Origin of the sequence: Roseibium sp., assembly GCF_051016195.1 — a bacterium.
GTDB lineage: Bacteria > Pseudomonadota > Alphaproteobacteria > Rhizobiales > Stappiaceae > Roseibium.
This window is the reverse complement of sequence record NZ_CP134616.1, coordinates 1,989,748-2,007,342: the sequence shown is the minus strand read 5'-3', so window position 1 is coordinate 2,007,342 and position 17,595 is coordinate 1,989,748. Positions and strand designations below refer to the sequence as shown.

At 55.7% G+C, this 17,595-nt stretch carries 17 protein-coding genes and 1 tRNA gene; 10 read left to right on the top strand and 8 right to left on the bottom strand.

Annotation, left to right across the window (positions count from 1 at the left end):
* Positions 1-38: 38 nt before the first annotated feature.
* A complete protein-coding gene (locus RDA78_RS09325; RefSeq protein ID WP_434055044.1) occupies positions 39-1,187 on the bottom strand; it encodes a hypothetical protein in 1,149 nt (382 codons plus the stop codon).
* A gap of 600 nt (positions 1,188-1,787) precedes the next feature.
* On the opposite strand from RDA78_RS09325, the gene RDA78_RS09320 reads away from it, so the two are divergent.
* Positions 1,788-2,342 carry a uracil-DNA glycosylase gene (locus RDA78_RS09320; protein WP_434055043.1) on the top strand — a complete coding sequence of 185 codons (555 nt, stop codon included), beginning with the start codon at positions 1,788-1,790 and terminating at the stop codon, positions 2,340-2,342.
* A 175-nt stretch (positions 2,343-2,517) separates the two neighbouring features.
* Here RDA78_RS09320 and RDA78_RS09315 read toward each other — a convergent pair whose 3' ends face one another.
* Positions 2,518-3,345: a hypothetical protein gene (locus RDA78_RS09315; RefSeq protein WP_434055042.1), complete on the bottom strand. Its 828-nt coding sequence runs from the start codon at positions 3,343-3,345 to the stop codon at positions 2,518-2,520.
* 721 nt (positions 3,346-4,066) lie between these two features.
* Between RDA78_RS09315 and RDA78_RS09310 the strand changes: the two genes are divergently transcribed.
* Together RDA78_RS09310 and RDA78_RS09305 are read left to right on the top strand one after the other, a co-directional pair.
* Positions 4,067-4,585 carry a hypothetical protein gene (locus RDA78_RS09310; protein ID WP_434055041.1) on the top strand — a complete coding sequence of 173 codons (519 nt, stop codon included), beginning with the start codon at positions 4,067-4,069 and terminating at the stop codon, positions 4,583-4,585.
* On the top strand, positions 4,585-5,661 hold the full coding sequence (locus tag RDA78_RS09305) for a hypothetical protein (protein WP_434055040.1): 1,077 nt from the start codon (positions 4,585-4,587) through the stop codon (positions 5,659-5,661). The genes RDA78_RS09310 and RDA78_RS09305 overlap by 1 nt, the downstream gene beginning before the upstream one ends.
* 351 nt (positions 5,662-6,012) lie before the next feature.
* On the opposite strand, the gene RDA78_RS09300 is transcribed toward RDA78_RS09305, so the two are convergent.
* The 4 genes from RDA78_RS09300 to RDA78_RS09285 form a co-directional block, all read right to left on the bottom strand.
* Positions 6,013-6,999: a site-specific integrase gene (locus RDA78_RS09300; protein ID WP_434055039.1), complete on the bottom strand. Its 987-nt coding sequence runs from the start codon at positions 6,997-6,999 to the stop codon at positions 6,013-6,015.
* A 101-nt stretch (positions 7,000-7,100) separates the two neighbouring features.
* Positions 7,101-7,176 (bottom strand) — tRNA-Thr (locus tag RDA78_RS09295).
* Between the two features lie 184 nt (positions 7,177-7,360).
* Positions 7,361-9,337, bottom strand: coding sequence for a heme biosynthesis protein HemY (locus RDA78_RS09290; protein ID WP_434055038.1), 1,977 nt, complete (start codon positions 9,335-9,337; stop codon positions 7,361-7,363).
* A gap of 78 nt (positions 9,338-9,415) precedes the next feature.
* Positions 9,416-10,783: a COG4223 family protein gene (locus RDA78_RS09285; RefSeq protein WP_434055037.1), complete on the bottom strand. Its 1,368-nt coding sequence runs from the start codon at positions 10,781-10,783 to the stop codon at positions 9,416-9,418.
* Here RDA78_RS09285 and RDA78_RS09280 point away from each other — a divergent pair.
* Positions 10,737-11,444, top strand: a complete 708-nt coding sequence (locus RDA78_RS09280) for a hypothetical protein (protein WP_434055036.1) — start codon at positions 10,737-10,739, stop codon at positions 11,442-11,444. The two genes, RDA78_RS09285 and RDA78_RS09280, sit on opposite strands and share 47 nt — an antisense overlap.
* Positions 11,445-11,511: 67 nt before the next feature.
* Here RDA78_RS09280 and RDA78_RS09275 read toward each other — a convergent pair whose 3' ends face one another.
* A complete protein-coding gene (locus RDA78_RS09275) occupies positions 11,512-12,228 on the bottom strand; it encodes a uroporphyrinogen-III synthase (RefSeq protein WP_434055035.1) in 717 nt (238 codons plus the stop codon).
* A gap of 4 nt (positions 12,229-12,232) precedes the next feature.
* Entirely contained in the window at positions 12,233-13,159 is a 927-nt protein-coding gene (hemC, locus tag RDA78_RS09270) for a hydroxymethylbilane synthase (RefSeq protein WP_434055034.1), read from the bottom strand.
* A 132-nt stretch (positions 13,160-13,291) separates the two neighbouring features.
* Between hemC and tsaD the strand changes: the two genes are divergently transcribed.
* The 6 genes from tsaD (at position 13,292) to RDA78_RS09240 (ending at position 17,574) form a co-directional block, all read left to right on the top strand.
* On the top strand, positions 13,292-14,362 hold the full coding sequence (gene tsaD / locus RDA78_RS09265) for a tRNA (adenosine(37)-N6)-threonylcarbamoyltransferase complex transferase subunit TsaD (protein WP_434056127.1): 1,071 nt from the start codon (positions 13,292-13,294) through the stop codon (positions 14,360-14,362).
* A gap of 172 nt (positions 14,363-14,534) precedes the next feature.
* Positions 14,535-15,011, top strand: coding sequence for an NUDIX hydrolase (locus RDA78_RS09260; protein WP_434055033.1), 477 nt, complete (start codon positions 14,535-14,537; stop codon positions 15,009-15,011).
* Entirely contained in the window at positions 14,998-16,005 is a 1,008-nt protein-coding gene (locus RDA78_RS09255; protein WP_434055032.1) for an NAD(P)H-dependent glycerol-3-phosphate dehydrogenase, read from the top strand. Before RDA78_RS09260 ends, RDA78_RS09255 begins: the two co-directional genes overlap by 14 nt.
* Positions 16,006-16,097: 92 nt before the next feature.
* Positions 16,098-16,388, top strand: a complete 291-nt coding sequence (locus RDA78_RS09250; protein WP_434055031.1) for a YciI-like protein — start codon at positions 16,098-16,100, stop codon at positions 16,386-16,388.
* Positions 16,389-16,814, top strand: a complete 426-nt coding sequence (locus RDA78_RS09245) for an EVE domain-containing protein (RefSeq protein WP_434055030.1) — start codon at positions 16,389-16,391, stop codon at positions 16,812-16,814.
* A gap of 100 nt (positions 16,815-16,914) precedes the next feature.
* On the top strand, positions 16,915-17,574 hold the full coding sequence (locus RDA78_RS09240; RefSeq protein ID WP_434055029.1) for a class I SAM-dependent methyltransferase: 660 nt from the start codon (positions 16,915-16,917) through the stop codon (positions 17,572-17,574).
* Positions 17,575-17,595: the final 21 nt, after the last annotated feature.

The window sequence follows — 17,595 nt, the reverse complement described above, 5'->3', positions numbered from 1 at the left end:
GAATGTCTCTCAGTGGGCGTTTATTTGAATCCTAGACCCTATCCAACAAAGACGCCTGGTCTTTGCCCCCATTCTTCCCCTTTTTTCTCAAGAAATTCCTTCCTACGATTGTTGAATCGGGCATAGTCCGGATGATTTACAAGATTGGCATATGTGTCTGACATATCGATCACTCCATGGTTGTGCAGGTCGATGTCCATTGGGCCGATTATCTCGTGCAACCAGTTTGAAGCTGTTTTCAGGCCAATGGAAGTTCCCATGCGCGAGGCGTACGCATCTAACATCACCTCCTTCAAACGATCTTCGTGACCAGAGCGAATGATGAAACTGTCGTGGACTGGTAGGACAAGCTCATCGTCTTCATCCATCAACCTCAGCATCACAGCCTCAGCGATTTCTGAGTCAGTTTTCTGGAGTTTGACGCCAATTCCTGACTTCAAATAGTGGGCTATTGGTTGATGCTTCTGTTCCAATGTCTCTTGCAAACGTTGAAAGTCCCAATCGTCAGGAAGGAGGTCCGTGACGTCATCTTGCATTCGATCGGTGGCGTTTATCATCTTGAGGAAGGTGACCTTCGCTAGTTTCTCGCACTCTTCTGGAAGACCATCCAGCAGATAAGGGTCTTCTGGCATTTCTAAGCCCTCCCAAGCGTAGAGCATGGTGGGATGCATTCCGGAGTAGTCGATTTCCGAGGTTGAATGCCAATTGATCGTCAAGAACTTCCGGTATCCGCTTCGGACCTGCTGCCACCACCCACCGTAGAACCGACCGCCATCCTCGAAGGTCCCATTGTTAAAGACCCTGTGAAGTCGTCTGCCGTGGTCAAGGTCTGCGACACGCGTCTCTTGGTCCCTTTCCAAATACTCGGTATCGGCAGTGTTCTGGTTTTCGAAGGCCAGACGGAAATCGGCATCAGGGACACATAGATCGATCCAATGGTCATCGAGGAAATTGTTGAATCGAGTCAGTCGGTTTGCCATTTCAATGGCTTCATCAGTATCGGGTGTGGGAATGCTCTTCTTCTTTCCCTCGATTTTCTTTTCTCTCATTCGAATCAAAGGGATAGGTGCTACTACGAAGAAGGAACCTATGGTGATTCCAAGTGGATCAAGATTCTCTAAAGTGGTCCTAGTAATGGGCGGGGTGGGTGCTTGTGGTTTCTTGCTACCACTGGCACTTTCACTCACTATGTCTTCCCTCGTAATCCAATCCTCTAACTCATTAATGAGACGTTCTGTTGGTAGACACCGGGTAGAAACACCTGAGATTGCCCCACTTTGTCGAGCTATATTCCCACCGTCAGTCTCGATATAAGGAGGGTCATTGTCCCTGAGGAAATGGATAAGTCCTCGAAGAGAGTTTCTAGCTAGACCAATAGGATTGTATTCACTAGAGTCATTAGCCCTATTCGATAGGGGGATCGCTGTATAGAGGTTAGGGTCTATAAGGTGGTTCTTGTAGAGGTTCCCAAATACGATTGCCACGGCGAACTTTGCTCGACTGATGTTGTCCTTCCTCTGCGTCATTCCCGCTGCTTCCAGAAATTCTGAAGCCATGTCATTTACGAAGGGGTAGAACCTACTCGCATCGAGCATCAATTCCCTCCGGATCCACTTGCAGTGGTTCAGTGAGAGAACTGTGGGAGGTGCATAAGGCATGACGGGCACACTAAGTTGCTGATTTGTTTTTCAGAAGACCATAATTCGTTCTGTGGTGGAAGAGGGGAATTGCTCCTGTCATTTCCGCGGTTCAAGAGTATTTTTTTAAGCACGCTGGAGAAATCAAAGATGTCCGACCCTAGATTGGCACTGCTTTCCAAGCCTCACATGGCTCCCTTGATGGAACTGATCTCCAAGTGGCGTAACGTTGGATACGATGTTCCAAATCCAGACCCCAATGACGGTGGAGTAAATGCCAAAGCCCTCTTCCTTCTTGAGTCTCCCGGTCCGAAGGCTGTAGGAACCAGATTTATCTCCTGTGACAACCCTGATCCATCTGCAAGGAATATGAAGAGGTCCTTAGCGGAGGCTGGTCTTGATCGATCAGAAGTGATGCTCTGGAATGTCGTTCCCTACTGCGTGTCCAGCACAACCAAGAACAAGAACGCTTCTTCAGACGACATAATGAAATCAGCACCTTTGACACAGGAGTTCATTGAGCTGTTCCCGAATTTGCAGGTCGTGGTGTTATGCGGGGACAAGGCGCTCAAGGCACTAAGGTTTCTGAGTGTTCCTTGCAGGGTACTGGCGACATATCATACCGGTGGAATGGCCTATAATCAGCAAGTGATGAGACAGAACACTCAAGCGACGTTTGCAGAGGTTCGACGGCTGATCAGGTAGTATGTTGATTGCATCGGACCAAGAGCCTATTGCTGCGCTCCTGCAGCCGTCCATGCCGTCCTTAGTGTTCCATTATTCTGCTGCTTCAAGCTTCTTTGCCAACATTGTTGTGTCAGCGTGTGCATATCCGGCTGACGTCGGAGGGTACTTGGAGCCCCGTTCGGCGAGGCCGTGTTCATGGGCGACACTTGAATGCAGCAATTCTCGCCGTTATTTGACCGAACTCTGCCCCAGCTACAAACTCAGGCATCCATTCACCTGGTCTCCGATCGTCGACTAAATCAGTGCACGATTGTGCCACAAATAAAGAGAAAATCTTTGACCCATCACTTGGCTTCCCCTTGAAAACGTAGTTCGTTGAGCGGCCGTTGATGCTTTTAGCTTCAACATCAAAGTCAACCCTTCCTTCAGTATCAAAAAAGGGCATTGATTGGATTATAACATCGAAATTATTGTCTCCTAACCAGACTGAGAAATTATTTATTATTAATTCTTCTTGCTCCCATGTCAAATCTCCATCAATTTTACTTAAAAAACCCATCCTGAATACTTCTCGACTTTCGTCCCAAGCGGGCTCTGAAGCAAGAGTAACTTCATCATCTCTCGTGCTCATACTTGCATCCTTGAATGTGTCTTCTCGAATGAGCTGAGACGGCACAACGAAAAACTTGAGTTCCTGCAAAGGATCCCGAATTGGCTCCTCCACCGGAGGTTCTGAGAATTGAGGTGCACCATGCGATTCAAGCGCCGCCGAAGGGTGTTCGCTTGAGTTACTCGCCCCGGAGCCCCCATCTTCAAGAGCCTGGTCGTTCGACACAGGAACCTCGTTTCGGCCTACGTCAGTGCGTCCGATCTTTTCATAGTACCAAGTGAATGCAACCCACGCTCCACCCACGACTGTTACGACAATAGATCCGAAAATACCGGTAAGGAAAACTATTGCCCTGAAAGAATTTTCTTCATTCAGCAGCGTCCAAAACTTATGCCAGATCCGTTTCAACATCGGTACGAAACTCTCCGTGCCTTGAAAAGGTCAACACATTGGCGACCGCAAATCTGCGGCTGCCTAGAAAAATATCACCCACCCTAAAACCAAGATAGGAAAATTCCAATGCTTACAAATAAAGACCGGGTCGAGGATATCCGTCGCATCGGCGAGGGGAAGTCCGAAAAAGAAATTACAGACTTTATCAGAAAACACCTATGGTCTCGTCTTGTTGACTGCCGACGAAACGAAACGCATTGTGGACAGATTCTACGCTTGAACGGTCCGGATCAGGGGGCTGGGTCAAACTAAAAAAGTTGGAAGCATTGCTCAAAAACTAGATAACCACTACACTGCAATCATTGGTCGCTGTTGGGGGAGTTTTTTATCTTGCTCAGAAGCTTTGTTTGTTTTTTTCTCCTGTTTTTTTGTACTGTGGACTCAAGAAGTGAAGATCAGGATTTTTGGTTGATCGAACAAGTATATGCAGAGTGCATCCAGAAAAATATAGACAATTACGTTCAGCAACCACACGACCCTGTCGTGATAATTGTCGGAAATTGCCCCGACGAAGATATTGCGGCGGGGATCTCTGCGACAACTAAGGCAACAGGCATCAATACAGTAGGAAAAGGCAACAGCGTCCTAATCTTCAATAAGTCTGAGTTGCCTTGCCTTGCCACAGTCTCGCTAAATCCAGATGAATCTGGTTTAGTGAAAATACCGCGGAAGCTATCTTGTGACTAAATTGCATAATGCGGCTGCAGCCGCTGAAATTGTATCAGCTGTTGTTATTTCTATGTCAGTTTCTTTGGCGGTTATTGCTTATCTCAACGAAACAACAAAGCAACAACGGCAATTCACTATGGAATTGGCATTAAACTACTTTTCTGAGGGACTGCACGAGCCAAAGAAGAATTTGTATAGAGCAATTAGGTCATATCAAGAAGAAGTTAAGCCTGCAAAACTTGGTTCAACAGATCTTGCGACCTACATCGGCAAAGCTAAAGTCCCAGATAGTATTTCCGAACAAGAATTGGATTCTGCGCTATTAACCGTGGCAAGCTTCTTCAACTCCGCCCATCGCTGCGTTAAGTCGGAGCTTTGTGATGAGAATTTGATGCGTGAACTAATATCCGAGGACGCTACTGCCATTCACTGCGTCTTCTCGCAGTACTTTCTCGACCTCATTGAAGAAGCCAACGTTCCACAACTTGCATCAGGTTTGAAGTTCTTCAAAGAAGAGGACTGTGACTGATGCTTCATGAATACAATAGTTGCAATACAAAGCTGATTTTTCTTATTGGCTACGTGCTGTTCTTTTCCATTGTATTACGACCGGCGACTGGACTATCCGCAGAGTTCATTGAACTATCAAATGTTGCGCTTCATTCGGATAAACTGAAGAGCGGACAGTGCACCCATATAATGCGAGGTGAAATCGTTCCTGGCGACTCGCGAAAGCTTTCTGAACTAATTGACAGAATTCCAAAGCAAAATCACGATGAACTCAATTTTTTATTTTGCTTAGATAGTGAAGGTGGAAACCTGAGGGAAGGTTTGAAGATAGGCGCGCTTTTTCGTTCGAATTTTTTCGGCACATTTGTCCCAGAAAATGCAAGATGTCTTTCGGCGTGTGCCATTGCTTTTATGCACGGCACGATCGGTGAATGGGAATACATTCAAACCTTTCGAATGCTTCACCCCTTAGGGCGGCTTGGATTTCACGCTCCGAGCCTCGGCATAGAATTAGATGGTACACAAAACGTGCCTTTTGCTTTTGTCGAAGCCGCACATTCTGCGACGCTACAAGATATTGCCGATATAGTCTCGGGATCAGCATATCCAGTATCTAGCTTCGCATATCCTATAATTCCCACCAGCCTAATCGCCCAAATGCTAAAAACTGAACCCGATCAATTCTTTTACATTGATGATTTACACAAGTCATTTCTTTGGGGCATATATATATATCCACATAACCTGACTGCGCCTGATGGTTTTGATTTAGATTTAGCATACTATCAACTTTGTGAAAACATTAGCTACATTTTGGAGCCACATTCTTACAGCGCTGAAAACTATGCAAGAACAGTCACTGAATCGCTTATTGAGTCAGTTAAGAATCACTGGACAACGCCATTGCCACAAAACCATAAGCTGGTGGAAGTAACAAACACTTGGAATCGTGAGTGCTCATACACCTATCGAAAGGACGTAGAACTCTTTACGGTAAGGAGGTATGAGGCTGGTGATTTTACTGATGAAGTACAAGTCAGTCCTGTATTTTTATTCCCCCCAAGAACAAAAATCGTTCAAATTGCGCCCAAGTAAAAGCTTCACAATTACGCTATTCTGCTTTGTGCTATTGCGATTTTATCTTAGTCAGTTCGTATTCGATTGCGGGGTTCAGTCTGCAATTTGATTTGTTCAAACTTTAAGTCTCTCGAAATCCGCGCCTGTTACCAACCCAAGTGAGCCACTCTACCATTGACAGCTAGAAGCAAAGACTTGAAGCGGTGCCGACTTCGCGCTTTTTTAGACGCCGGTTTACTACCGATGGAAGCGTCCGGTGATAGCCCAAGAATTTTTTGTCCAATCCGTCTAACCTGCAAAAACTTGGTAAACAAAGCTGTGCTTCGAGAGCCTAGTGTCTGAAACCGTCCATGCCGTCCTACGTGCCCATCATTCCGCAGCTTCCAGCTTCTTTGCTAACCTTGTGTTGTCAGCGTGGGCATACCGCATTAGCATCTTCATGTCCCGGTGATCTGAAATCGAAGCCACTTCCGGAACTGTTAGGCCCATTTCAAAGAACCTGCTAATCGCCTCATGTCTCAGATCATGGAAGTGAAGGTCTTCAATATCTGTCCTCACCAACATTCTCTCCCAAGCCATCCTTAAAGCATTGGCGGTAAGCGGGAAAACCTTCTCTACCTCGCTATCCATTCCTTGCAGGAGTGCAAGAGCTCCCGGTGTAAGGGGAATGGTCCGTGAATAGCCGTTCTTTGACTCTATAATGGTTACTGAACGCCGTTTAAGGTCCACTTGGTCCCGATACAGCCCAAGGATCTCACCCCTTCTCATACCCGTTTCTATTGCGAATATGACGACTTTCTCGATCAGGGGATTCTGCCTTGTTCTGGCTGCCTGGAGAAGCTTTTCGTATTCTCCTTCCTTTAGCCTGCGTTCCCGCCTGTTGTCCCGAGCCTTCAGTCTCAACTTTTCGACAGGGTTCTCTTGGATCGGAATACCCCACTCTGTTTTAGCGATTTCAAAGGCGTGACTGATGGGAGCCAGTTGTCGCTTTAGACTGATAGGAGCAATCGATCTCAACCGTTCGTCACGGTAGGCAGCAAAGTCAGCTGAAGTCAGTTGATCAAGACGTTTGGAACAGATTGGGTGCCTCAGAAACGCACTCAGGAAATAGGTTTCAACTGACTGCTTTTTGAGTGGGACTACTTCATCTAAATACCGAGACACAATATCAACTAAGGTATATTTCCTTAGGTCTGACTTTGAGCTTTTCAGTTCTCCTCGGTCTGCTTCAAGCTCCCTCTGTCGAGCCCATTCCTTTGCGTCCTTATGCTGGAGAAAGCTCTTTGTCCTTGTCGGAAATCCTTGCCGCCTGACCTGAACGTGATATTTGCCAGAGCGTTTCCTGATCGATGCCATGATTTAACCTGCTGTGCCAAGAGTGTGCCAAGCAGCTTTGTACAATCGGAATTCTATGGTGCAGGGAGAGTAAAATAGACAATTAAATCAATGTCTAAGAGTGGTGCCGCTGATAGGACTCGAACCTACGACCCCATCATTACGAATGACGTGCTCTACCAACTGAGCTACAGCGGCGATTCCCCGGTGCCGGGGCTGGCGCGCGCGGTGCGCGCGGACCCGATGAAGATCGGGTGGGCCGCTAATTACCGGAGCTTGAGGCCAGATGCAAGAGGCATCTGGCAGGTTCTTGGCACGACATCCGATATTGTCAGCAAAGGTTGCCGTTCGTGCCGCGTGAGGACAGGGAACAACGGCAACCTCAGTTGAAGAAACGCGGACGCGCAGCCTTGCCGGTGGTGTCCTTGTCGTTATCATCCGTACCCGGGTCGTCGGGCATGCGCTTCAGCGGAAACTGGATCGGCCCGTTCGTTTCCTCCGGCGTTTCCGCTGCGCCGGCCTCCGCCTTTTTCTCGCCGTCAGGCTTCGCGTTTCCGGCGTCCGCTTCTGCCGTCGCTTCCGTCTTGTCCGTGTCCTTGCCGGCATCACCGCCATCCGAATCCGCCTTGGCGGTATCAGCGCCATCGACGGCTTTCGGCGGCGATTCGGATTTGGACACAGCTTCGTCCGGCTTTGCCGGTTCTGCCGCCTCCGGTTTTCCGGCGTCAGCCTTCGGCGCTGCGTCCGGCAGATTGCTCATCGATGGACTGTAGCGAACATCGTCCGTTGTGCCTTCGAAGCCATGCTTTGCGTTGGCATCCACGGCTGCTGCTGCGGGCGCCGTTTTGGCGGCTTCGGCAACTGCCGGATCCGGCGATGACGGCTCGGCTGCGGGTTCCGCCTTGAGCTCCACGGTCTTGGGCGCGTCGGCGGCCGGCGTTTCACCGGCTTCTGCATCATTTTCTGCCACGGCCGGTTCGGCCGGCTGTGCAGGAGCAGCCTCGGCTGCAGGTGCGACCGCCGGAAGAGCCGGCGCTTCGAAGAGACTGTCTTCGATAAGCTCACCCTCTTCCTCGATCGCGCCGCCGGGCGACGTCCATTGGAAAGCGTCCAGTTTGCCGGTCACCGGTGAAACCGGCTGCCAGTCCGCAGAAACAATTCCGTCGGCGACCCAGGCCTTGTCCTGAGGCGCTTTGAGCGCGCGTGCCAGCCAGTCCCGCATGCGGCCCCGGTCACCATGTTCGGCCTCTTCAACCTCAGCCATGAGCAGGAAGGCCGACCGTGTCGGTTCGGACTGCAGGACTTTTTTCAGCTGCGCCCGCGCGTCCTCGAATTCCCGTGCCTCGATGGCGGCGCGCGCAATCGCCAAAGCGCCTTCCGGCGTATTGGTGCGCTGCGCCGACAGGGACTTCACGCGTTTCAGCCTGTCGACGGCCGAATCGCCCGTGCGCACATGCGCGTATGTCTCTGCAAGCTCCGGGTGAGGCGACAAACGCCAGGTCGCTTCCAGCACCTTCGCTGCCTTGCGGATATCACCCCGGCGCGTCGCAAGACGCGACGTCAAAACGGCGGCGGGCACGAGATCGAGCGCCAGGCCATGGGCCTCCTTTGCCAGCGAGAACGCCCGCTCCGGTTCGCCGCCTTCGAGCTTCTGCGCCAGCGCCGTCAGGATAACGGCCCGCTGACGGCGATAACTCTTCTTGTCGACAAGCTTGGCAGCGTAGTTGCTTTCCAGCGTTTTGAGAGCTTCATCCCAGTGATGGGAAACAGCCTGATAGCCGAGAACGGCCTTGCCGGCCCACTCCAGGCCCGGCGAGGTTTTAGCCGCTTCTTCCGCGTAATGGCGGGCGGCGACCGGCTCCCCTTGACGTTCCGCCTCTACGAACAGGCCGTGAAGTCCGAGTGCCTTGGTTTCCGGTTCATCCAGCATCGCCTCGAAACGCTGGCGCGCCTCGTCATCCTTGCCGGCAAGCTGTGCAGTCTGGGCAAGAAGTAGCTTGGCCGCAGGTTCTTCGGGCAACAGCTTGTCTGCGTCCAGTCCGTAACGCCTTGCAAGCTTTGCGTTGCCGGTGCCAAGCGCGATCAGGCCGTGGGACAGCGCCGTGTAGCCCTTGTCCTTGCGGCGCCGGCGGAAGAACCTGCCTGCGATCTGCGGCGACTGAAGGATCGTCCGGATCACCAAGACGACCAGAAGAAAAGCAACCAGCGCGACACCGGCAACAAGCGCAACGACGACCGGCGGCTGTTCCCAGACATATCCGTTCCAACTGATTGAGATGGTCCCGGGCAGGTCCGCCATCCAGGCGAAACCGGCTGCCAGGCCGAACAGCAGGAGGAAGAACAAAAACACGCGGATCATATAGTTCGCTCCCAAGCGTCGCCGGGCGAATCCGGCTCAAAACAACACCTGTACGGACGGCCGGCCAGCGGTCGCCGCTTAACTGTCTTTCGCAGCAAGCGCATTCAGCACTTCCTGTGAAGCCTTTTCCGTCAGCCCGTCCACCTGGACACGGGCCTCGGCACGGGCGACCCACTCGCTACCGGCCGCCTTGGCGGCATCGGGAAGGTCCTGGTAGGCCGCGATCGCCCCTGAAAGGTCGCCATTGGAAACAGCATTTTCCATCCGCCGCAAGGCCGCTTCCGGCCCTGTACCGTCCGCGTCGCCGGGACCGCGCACGGCGACGATCGATCTGGCACTTGCCAAAAGGCTGTCGAGAACGTCGTCCGAGTGATCCGGTTCAGCGAAGGTCTTATAGATGTTTCGGGCAACCGGCGGGAATTGGGCAATCAGAACGGATACGGGCTCAACGCCGGTCTTGGCGTGCGACTCGAGCGCCTTCACGTCGATATCTGCAGGCAGTCCGGCCTTGACCGCCGCGAGTTCGGTTTCATAGGGCCGGCCGGAATCGACCGCCGACTTGAGCGCAGAGACCGACAGGGCCCGGGCGGCCACTTCACGTGCTGTCGCGTCACCCATGGTCCCTTCGACCTGCTGCAGCCGCTTCGAAAGAGCGTCCAGCTCCGCCCGGATTGTCTCCAGCGCGGCCGTGTTTGCCGCTCCGACCGAACTGATGTCCGATGACAGGCTGGACAGCGTCTCGGTCGCGCGCGCCTGGCTGTCGGCGAGTGTCTTGAGAGACACGTCCGACGTGGAGACGGCGGTCTGCGCTGCCTTGGCGGTCGCCTCCGCGTTCTGAAGACGGTTTTCGACATCCGCAAACTGCGTCTTCAGGCCGCCAATCTCCGTTTCGAGCCCGGAGACCGAACCCGTCAGCTTGTCGGCTTCCCCCGTTGTTGCCGCTGCTTCGGTCTCAAGTTTGGAAAGGCGGTCTTGCAACGGGCTCAGATCGACGGACGCCTGCTGCCCCGATGCACTTTCAAGTGCGTCCAACCTGCTTTCCAGCGGTTTCAGATCCACGGAAGCACTTCCCGCCGCTGCACCACCGGCAGACGCAACTTCGCTGCGCAGGCTCTCAAAGTCCTGTTTCAGGGCGTCGAGCGCCGGCGTCACGTCCGAAGAAGCAGAAGCAGCGGCACTTTCCACTGTGCTTTCCAGAGCAGACACCTTGGTCTCAAGGGCAGCAAGCGCCTGGCCAGCCGATTGCTCTGTCGCGCTTGTGCTGAGATCGCCGAGTTGCTGCTCAAGATCCGCAATCTTTTTCTCTGCAGCTGACAGGGCGTTGGTAACTTGCTGATCCTGTTCCGGCGTGAGCTTCAGGATCCCGGCCTGATGAAGACCAAATCCGCCGCCAAGCACGATGATCCCGCCGATCACAGCCGCGATCAGAACACCGAACGCACCCACGCCGCCACTCGCCTCGGGCGCTGGCGGGTTCGAGAACGACGACCCGGAGGGTTTTGCGGTAGAAGACGGTGCCGTCGACCTTGCCGAGGTGCTGGAACCCGAAGCCGTTGACGCGGAGCCACCCGGTCCTGGTTTCGCCGTGCGTGACGCAGCTGAAGTGGAAGAAGAGGCCGATGGAGACGGCTTGCCTGTTCCGGTTGGCGCGGAGGCGCCGGCACTCGAGGTCCTGGCTGCTGAAGATGGTCCGGTGGAAGATGCCGACGCGGCGGAGGAGGCAGCCGTGCCGGTTCCCGATTTCCCTGCTGTCGAGGCGGTTGCGCCCGCTGCACCCGGCTTTGCGCCGGTGGTCTTTGAACTCTCGGGTTTCGTGTCGGCCGGCTTTGTGCCTGCCGATGCGGCAGCGCCGGTCTTGGGAACGCCGGAAGTCGACGACCCGGTGCCCGTGCTTCCGGATTTTTCGTTCACTTTTTCAGCCTTGAGGTCGATCGTTACCGGCCGCTTCGCGCCGGCTCCCGAGCCTGTCGATGGCTTGTCGCCAGTGCCGGGCTTGTCGGCGGAACCGGATCCGCTTCCGCCTGATGAGGATGCACCGCCAGAAGATTTGTTGTCCGTCGCCATCCGCTCTCCTCCTGAACCTTCCGGTCACACTATACACACCTGATGACGAAGCGGAACTGCCTCGGCACAGACTTTTTCGCGCTGCAAAACAACGACTCGACCGGATCTGGTTAACACGCTCCTAAAACCAGTTCCAATAATGCCTTTTCACTCGGCGCGTCAGCCGCTTCAACGCTCATATACCCAGATAAGGGCTCCGCCGCCTGTTGCGAGATCGCATAGACGCGCAACCCGGAAAAAATATGATCGGGACAGCTCGATTTAAGCAGCTGCAGCAGCGTCTCCGCCGTCCGACGGGAGTAGATGAGAACGCCATCGTAGCCCCTGCGGCAAAGTGTATCGCGGACATCGTCCGCAAACGATCCGACAGCTGCCATCCGGTAAACAGTGACAGTTTCACCGCCAATGCCGTTTTCACGCAGAAGAGCCTCAATGTCTCCGCTCCTGTCCCGCGCGGCAAGATAAAGGGCGTTGCCACGGTCGAACATCCCGCGTTTTGAAACCAGCAATTGGCCGAGCACAGAGACATCGCCGGATGCCGAAAGGACGTCGCTGAAACCGGCTTCACGGCATGCGGCCGCCGTCGCATCGCCAACCGTGAAAACCGGACAGGCGCGCAATTGCTCCAGCTGCTGATGCCCGGCAAGCGCATCCACCGCCCGGCGGCTGGTGAAGACCAACGCGGAAACAGCCTTCAGATCCAGCTGTGCCGGCGTCTCGGCCCTGAACTCCAGAAGGGGCGCTTCGTCGGCGATGTGGCCGGCCGCCCTGATCAGATCAGCTGTCCGTCTGCACTCGGGCTGCGGCCGTGTCACCAGGAAGTGCATTTGTTCAGTGACCTGATAGGAAACCGGGCCCCATACGCTCTTTGAGCGCTTCGCCGGCCGAAATCCCTATGGAGGCCGCATCTGCCACCGGCCCGCTTTCTTCCGCCTCGTGGAATGCACTGCCGTCCGGCTTGAGCACGATGCCCCTGAACTGGAGACTTCCGGCCGAAGTCGTTGCAAGACCGCCGATCGGCGTCCGGCAGGACCCGTCCAGAACACCGAGAAAGGCGCGTTCGGCATCAAGCCGGACTTGCGTTTCCGGATCATGGATCGGAGCCAGCTTCTCAAGTGTTGCCGCGTCGTTTTCCCGGCTCTCGATGCAGATGGCCCCCTGCCCGACCGCTGGCAGGAAATCGTCGATGTCAAGCATGCTGGTGATTTCAGCCTCCAGCCCCAGCCGCTTCAAACCGGCCGCTGCGAGAAGCGTTGCATCGACCGCGCCATCGGCGAGTTTCTTAAGGCGGGTTTGCAGATTTCCGCGATACATCACCACGTCGATGTCGGGTCTCAGCCGCTTGATCATGGCCTGACGGCGCAGCGAGCTCGACCCGACGACCGCGCCATGCGGCAGGTCTTGGAGCGATTTCGCTTTCGGCGATAGAAAGGCATCCCTCACATCCTCGCGCGGCAGGAAAGCGGTCAGGGCGAGGCCGTCCGGAAGCACTGTCGGCATATCCTTGGAGGAATGCACGGCGATGTCGATGCGTTGATCGAGCAAGGCCTCTTCGATCTCCTTTGTGAACAGCCCCTTGCCGCCCACTTCAGAGAGCGGCCTGTCCTGAATCCGGTCGCCGGATGTCTTGATCACAACGATTTCGAAAGCATATTCCCCTAGCCCGTGCACGGCCATGAGCCGGTCTCGGGTTTCATGGGCCTGTGCCAGTGCGAGCGCACTGCCCCGGGTTCCGATTCGCAAAGGATTTGATTGCAAGTTTAACCGTCCAGATGTTACGCCCGGCAGAATTCAGCTGGACGCGGGATGAATTTTTCCGCCCCTGTCCTAGCACAGGCCGTGAACACTAAACCAATGACTTCAGTCAATTCAAATAGCAATGCGACGAATCTGACCGTCCTGGGCATCGAAACCAGCTGTGACGAAACGGCCGCAGCCGTTGTCCGCGGTCCGCTGCCCAGGGAGATCCTGTCCAACACCATTCGCTCGCAGATCGACGAACACACGGAGTTCGGCGGTGTCGTACCCGAAATTGCGGCGCGCGCGCACATCGAGATTCTCGACCGGATCGTCGCGGAAGCCATGCGTGAGGCCGGCTGCACCTGGGACGACATAGACGCGGTCGCGGCCACGGCGGGACCTGGTCTCATCGGCGGTGTGATCGTCGGCTTCATGACCGCCAAGGCCATCGCAATGGCGGCGGGAAAGACCCTCATCGGCGTCAACCATCTGGAAGGGCACGCGCTCACGGCACGGCTCACGGACGACCTGGATTTCCCGTTTCTGTTGTTGCTGGTCTCCGGCGGCCACAGCCAGTTTCTGCTTGTGCGCGGTGTCGGAGACTATGAACGGCTCGGCACGACGATCGACGATGCCATCGGCGAGGCCTTCGACAAGACCGCAAAACTGCTCGGCCTTCCCTATCCGGGCGGTCCGCATGTCGAAAAAATGGCCGCGAAAGGCGATCCTGACCGTTTCCGCATGCCGCGCCCGCTGCTCGACAGACCCGGTCTGGACATGTCCTTTGCCGGTTTGAAGACCGCGCTGCGAACCCGGGCCAAGAAGCTCGAACCGGTGGACGACCAGACGGTTGCAGATCTGTGTGCAGCGTTCCAGCTTGCAGTCGCGGATGTCCTTGCCGCGCGGACGAAAGCGGCACTCGATCTCTTCCGCGCCCGTCACCCCGGCGTGGCTCCGGTCATCGTTGTCGCCGGCGGCGTTGCTGCCAACAAGGAAATCCGGAAGGCCCTCACCGTTGCCTCCGAACAAGCGGGAGCAAGATGTGTCGCGCCGCCCATGCGGCTGTGCACCGACAATGCCGCAATGATTGCCTGGGCGGGCATAGAGCGGCTGCAAACCGGACCTGTCGACGACATGAAACTGTCTCCCCGTCCCCGCTGGCCGCTGGATTCAGAAAGAGCCGGCGTTCTGGGTGCCGGCAAAAAAGGCGCAAAGGCTTGATCGTTTCGGCTTCGCCGCGAATTCTTGCCCGGAACACAAACTTGCCCTTTTGCACGTGCAGGGAGCCTGTTAGATCAACGGATGCCCGGCCGCTACCGGTCGAACATTCAAAAACTGACCAGTCTTGAAGAAGTTCCGCAGAGCACTTTCATCGCAAAAGGATTCCGGCGGCATGCACGTCTACCACAAGGCATACGTTTACCTGACTTGCGGCACGGACTTGCTCGTCTTTTCAGAGCCCGATTTTCCGCATGTCGGTTTGCAGGTCCCCGGCGGGACCCTCGATCCCAGGGAAAGCTATTTGCAGGCGGCCCGCAGGGAGTTTTGCGAAGAAACCGGACTTTCGTTGGATATCGCGCTCGAATCGTTCGCCGACCAGGATCGTATCCTTAAGAATGTTCCCGATTGCCTCGATGGATTGCATCGGCGGCGGCATTTTCACGGCATAGTCCGGGAAAAGGCTGCCGAAGAGTGGGAACATTTCGAATCCTCTCCGAGCGCAGGCGGACCGCCGATCCGGTTTCGCCTGTTCTGGATCGACCTGTTCGCAAGTGATGTGACTCACGAGGCCCGTTTCTTCGAAGGCTTTGGAGCACAGCTTGAGACATTACGGTCGCGCATGGAAAGGCAGAGCAATGGGCGCCATTAAGACAGTCGGCGTCATCGGTGGTGGCGCATGGGGCACGGCCCTCGCCCTGACAGCGGCTCGCGCCGGCCGCGACGTCCGGCTTTGGGCCAGGGATCCGGAGACGGTGTCCACGATCCGGTCGCGGCGGCAAAACGCACGCTACCTTCCCGGCATCACCTTTGACGAGGATCTCAATGCGACGGAGTCCCTGGAGGACGTCGCGGGCGCAGACGCCATCCTGCTTGTCACGCCGGCGCAGACGACACGCGGCGTGCTGGCGGCCCTGAAGAAAACAGGCACCGTCAACGGTCCTGTCGTCCTGTGCGCCAAGGGCATCGAGCAGACGTCGGGCAAGCTTCTGTCCCGGGTCATGAACGAGGAACTGCCGGGTGTGGAACCCGGCGTCCTTTCCGGACCGAGCTTTGCAGACGATGTCGCCCGCGGCTTGCCGACCGCCGTCACGGTGGCGGCGAACTCGGCCAAGACCGCCCTGAGCCTTTGCGAAGCGCTTCAGTCCGCATGTTTCCGGCCCTATGCCTCGATCGACATCCTGGGTGCCCAGATCGGCGGATCGCTGAAGAACGTTCTGGCCATTGCCTGCGGAGCTGTCGTTGGCAGGAAGCTGGGAGCAAGCGCCCAGGCTGCACTGACCGCACGGGGCTTTGCCGAACTGACACGCCTTGGCACCGCCATGGGTGCGCAGGGCGAGACCCTGACCGGCCTGTCCGGTCTCGGCGATCTCGTGCTGACCTGCTCGTCGACCCAGTCCCGGAACTTTTCATTCGGACTGAGATTGGGCGAGGGCTTCATGGCATCGGAGTTGATCGCCGCCGGCGGCAAACTCGCGGAAGGTGCCTATTCGGCAAGGGTTGCGGTGAAGCTGGCGCAGAAACACGAGATCGATGTCCCGATCTGTGAAACGGTCGCGCGGATGATAGATGAAGACCTCTCAATAGACGATGCGCTCAACACCCTGATGGCGCGCCCGCTCAAGGCGGAAACGGAAAGCCTTTGACACGCGTGATCCGGCATTGAGTTTATGCCGGCCCGGCCCTAGGGTACGGACCCCAGGTTCGCAAAAAACCTCTTCAACCAGGAACTTCAGCTATGCTCTATGCCCTGATATGCACCGACAAGCCCGGTGCCCTGCAAACACGTCTCGACAACCGCGACAACCATATCGCCTTTCTCAAGGGTCTCGGCGATGGCCTCAAGGCAGCCGGCCCGTTCCTCGACGACGACGGCAACATGTCCGGTTCCCTGGTGGTGATCGAGGCAGCGAACAGGGATGAAGCCCTCGCCATCTCACAGGAAGACCCCTATGCCGTCGCGGGCCTTTTCGAAAGCGTCGAAATCCGCCCGTGGAACTGGGTGATCAAGAATCCGGAGGTCCGTTAAGTGCAGTACTGGTTGATCAAGTCCGAACCCGACAAATGGTCATGGGATCAGCAGAAAGCCAAGGGCGACGCCGGAGAGCAATGGGACGGCATCAGGAACTACCAGGCACGCAACAACATGCGCGCGATGGAGATCGGCGACAAGGCGTTTTTCTATCACTCCAACATCGGCAAGGAAGTTGTCGGTGTTGTTGAGGTCTGCAGCGACATTCATCCGGACACCACGACCGACGATCCTCGTTGGGAATGCGTGGATTTCAAGGCAGTCTCCGGCATGCCGAAACCGGTCACCCTTGCCGATGTGAAAGCTGAACCACGTCTTGAAAAAATGGCGCTCGTCGCCAACACGCGCCTGTCCGTGCAGCCGGTCACCGAAGACGAATGGAAAATTGTCTGCGAGATGGGCGGGCTGAAGAATCCGGCCTGAGCGAACGCGCACACGGTCGATACGCGCGGCTTGGTCGGCTCTCCCCGTGGGAGAGGGTTGGGTGAGACAAAGTTGACGCAAAACTGAAACGGTAACATCCATGCCGCCCATTGATGACCCAGCCGATTTCATACGCCGGGAGACCACGGTCAAACCGGTTCCGCATGCGGAGGAAATCAGGCTGCACGTTGCGGACGAGGCCATGGAGCTCTGGCAGAAGACGGAGGAGGATCTCGGCGAACTCGGCCTCGATCCGCCGTTCTGGGCCTTCGCCTGGGCGGGCGGTCAGGGCCTGGCGCGCTACATTCTGGATACACCTGCGCTCGTGGCCGGAAAGGACGTGCTCGATTTCGCCTGCGGTTCCGGACTGGTTGGAATAGCCGCGATGATGGCAGGTGCGAACTCCTGCCGCGGGGTCGATATCGACCCTTTCGCCATCGCGGCTGCCCGTCTCAACGCCGAGCTGAACGGTGTCCGGCTCGACCTCGAGATTGCCGACTTGACAAGTCAGGCCACGCCTTCGGCAGATGTCGTCTTTTGCGGAGATGTTTTCTATGACCGGCAGATGGCAGGTGCCGTTGTTTGCTTTCTGGACCGTCTGCTCGATGCCGGCATCGACGTCCTGGTCGGCGACCCGGGAAGATCCTATCTGCCGACCGGCCGTCTCACGGAACTCAGCGTTTACAAAGTCCCTGTCGTAGGTGCCCTGGAAGACAATGAAATAAAGAAAACATCCGTCTTTCGAGTTGGAAAAAGCTGACGGCCGTGCGGGTGGTTTCAA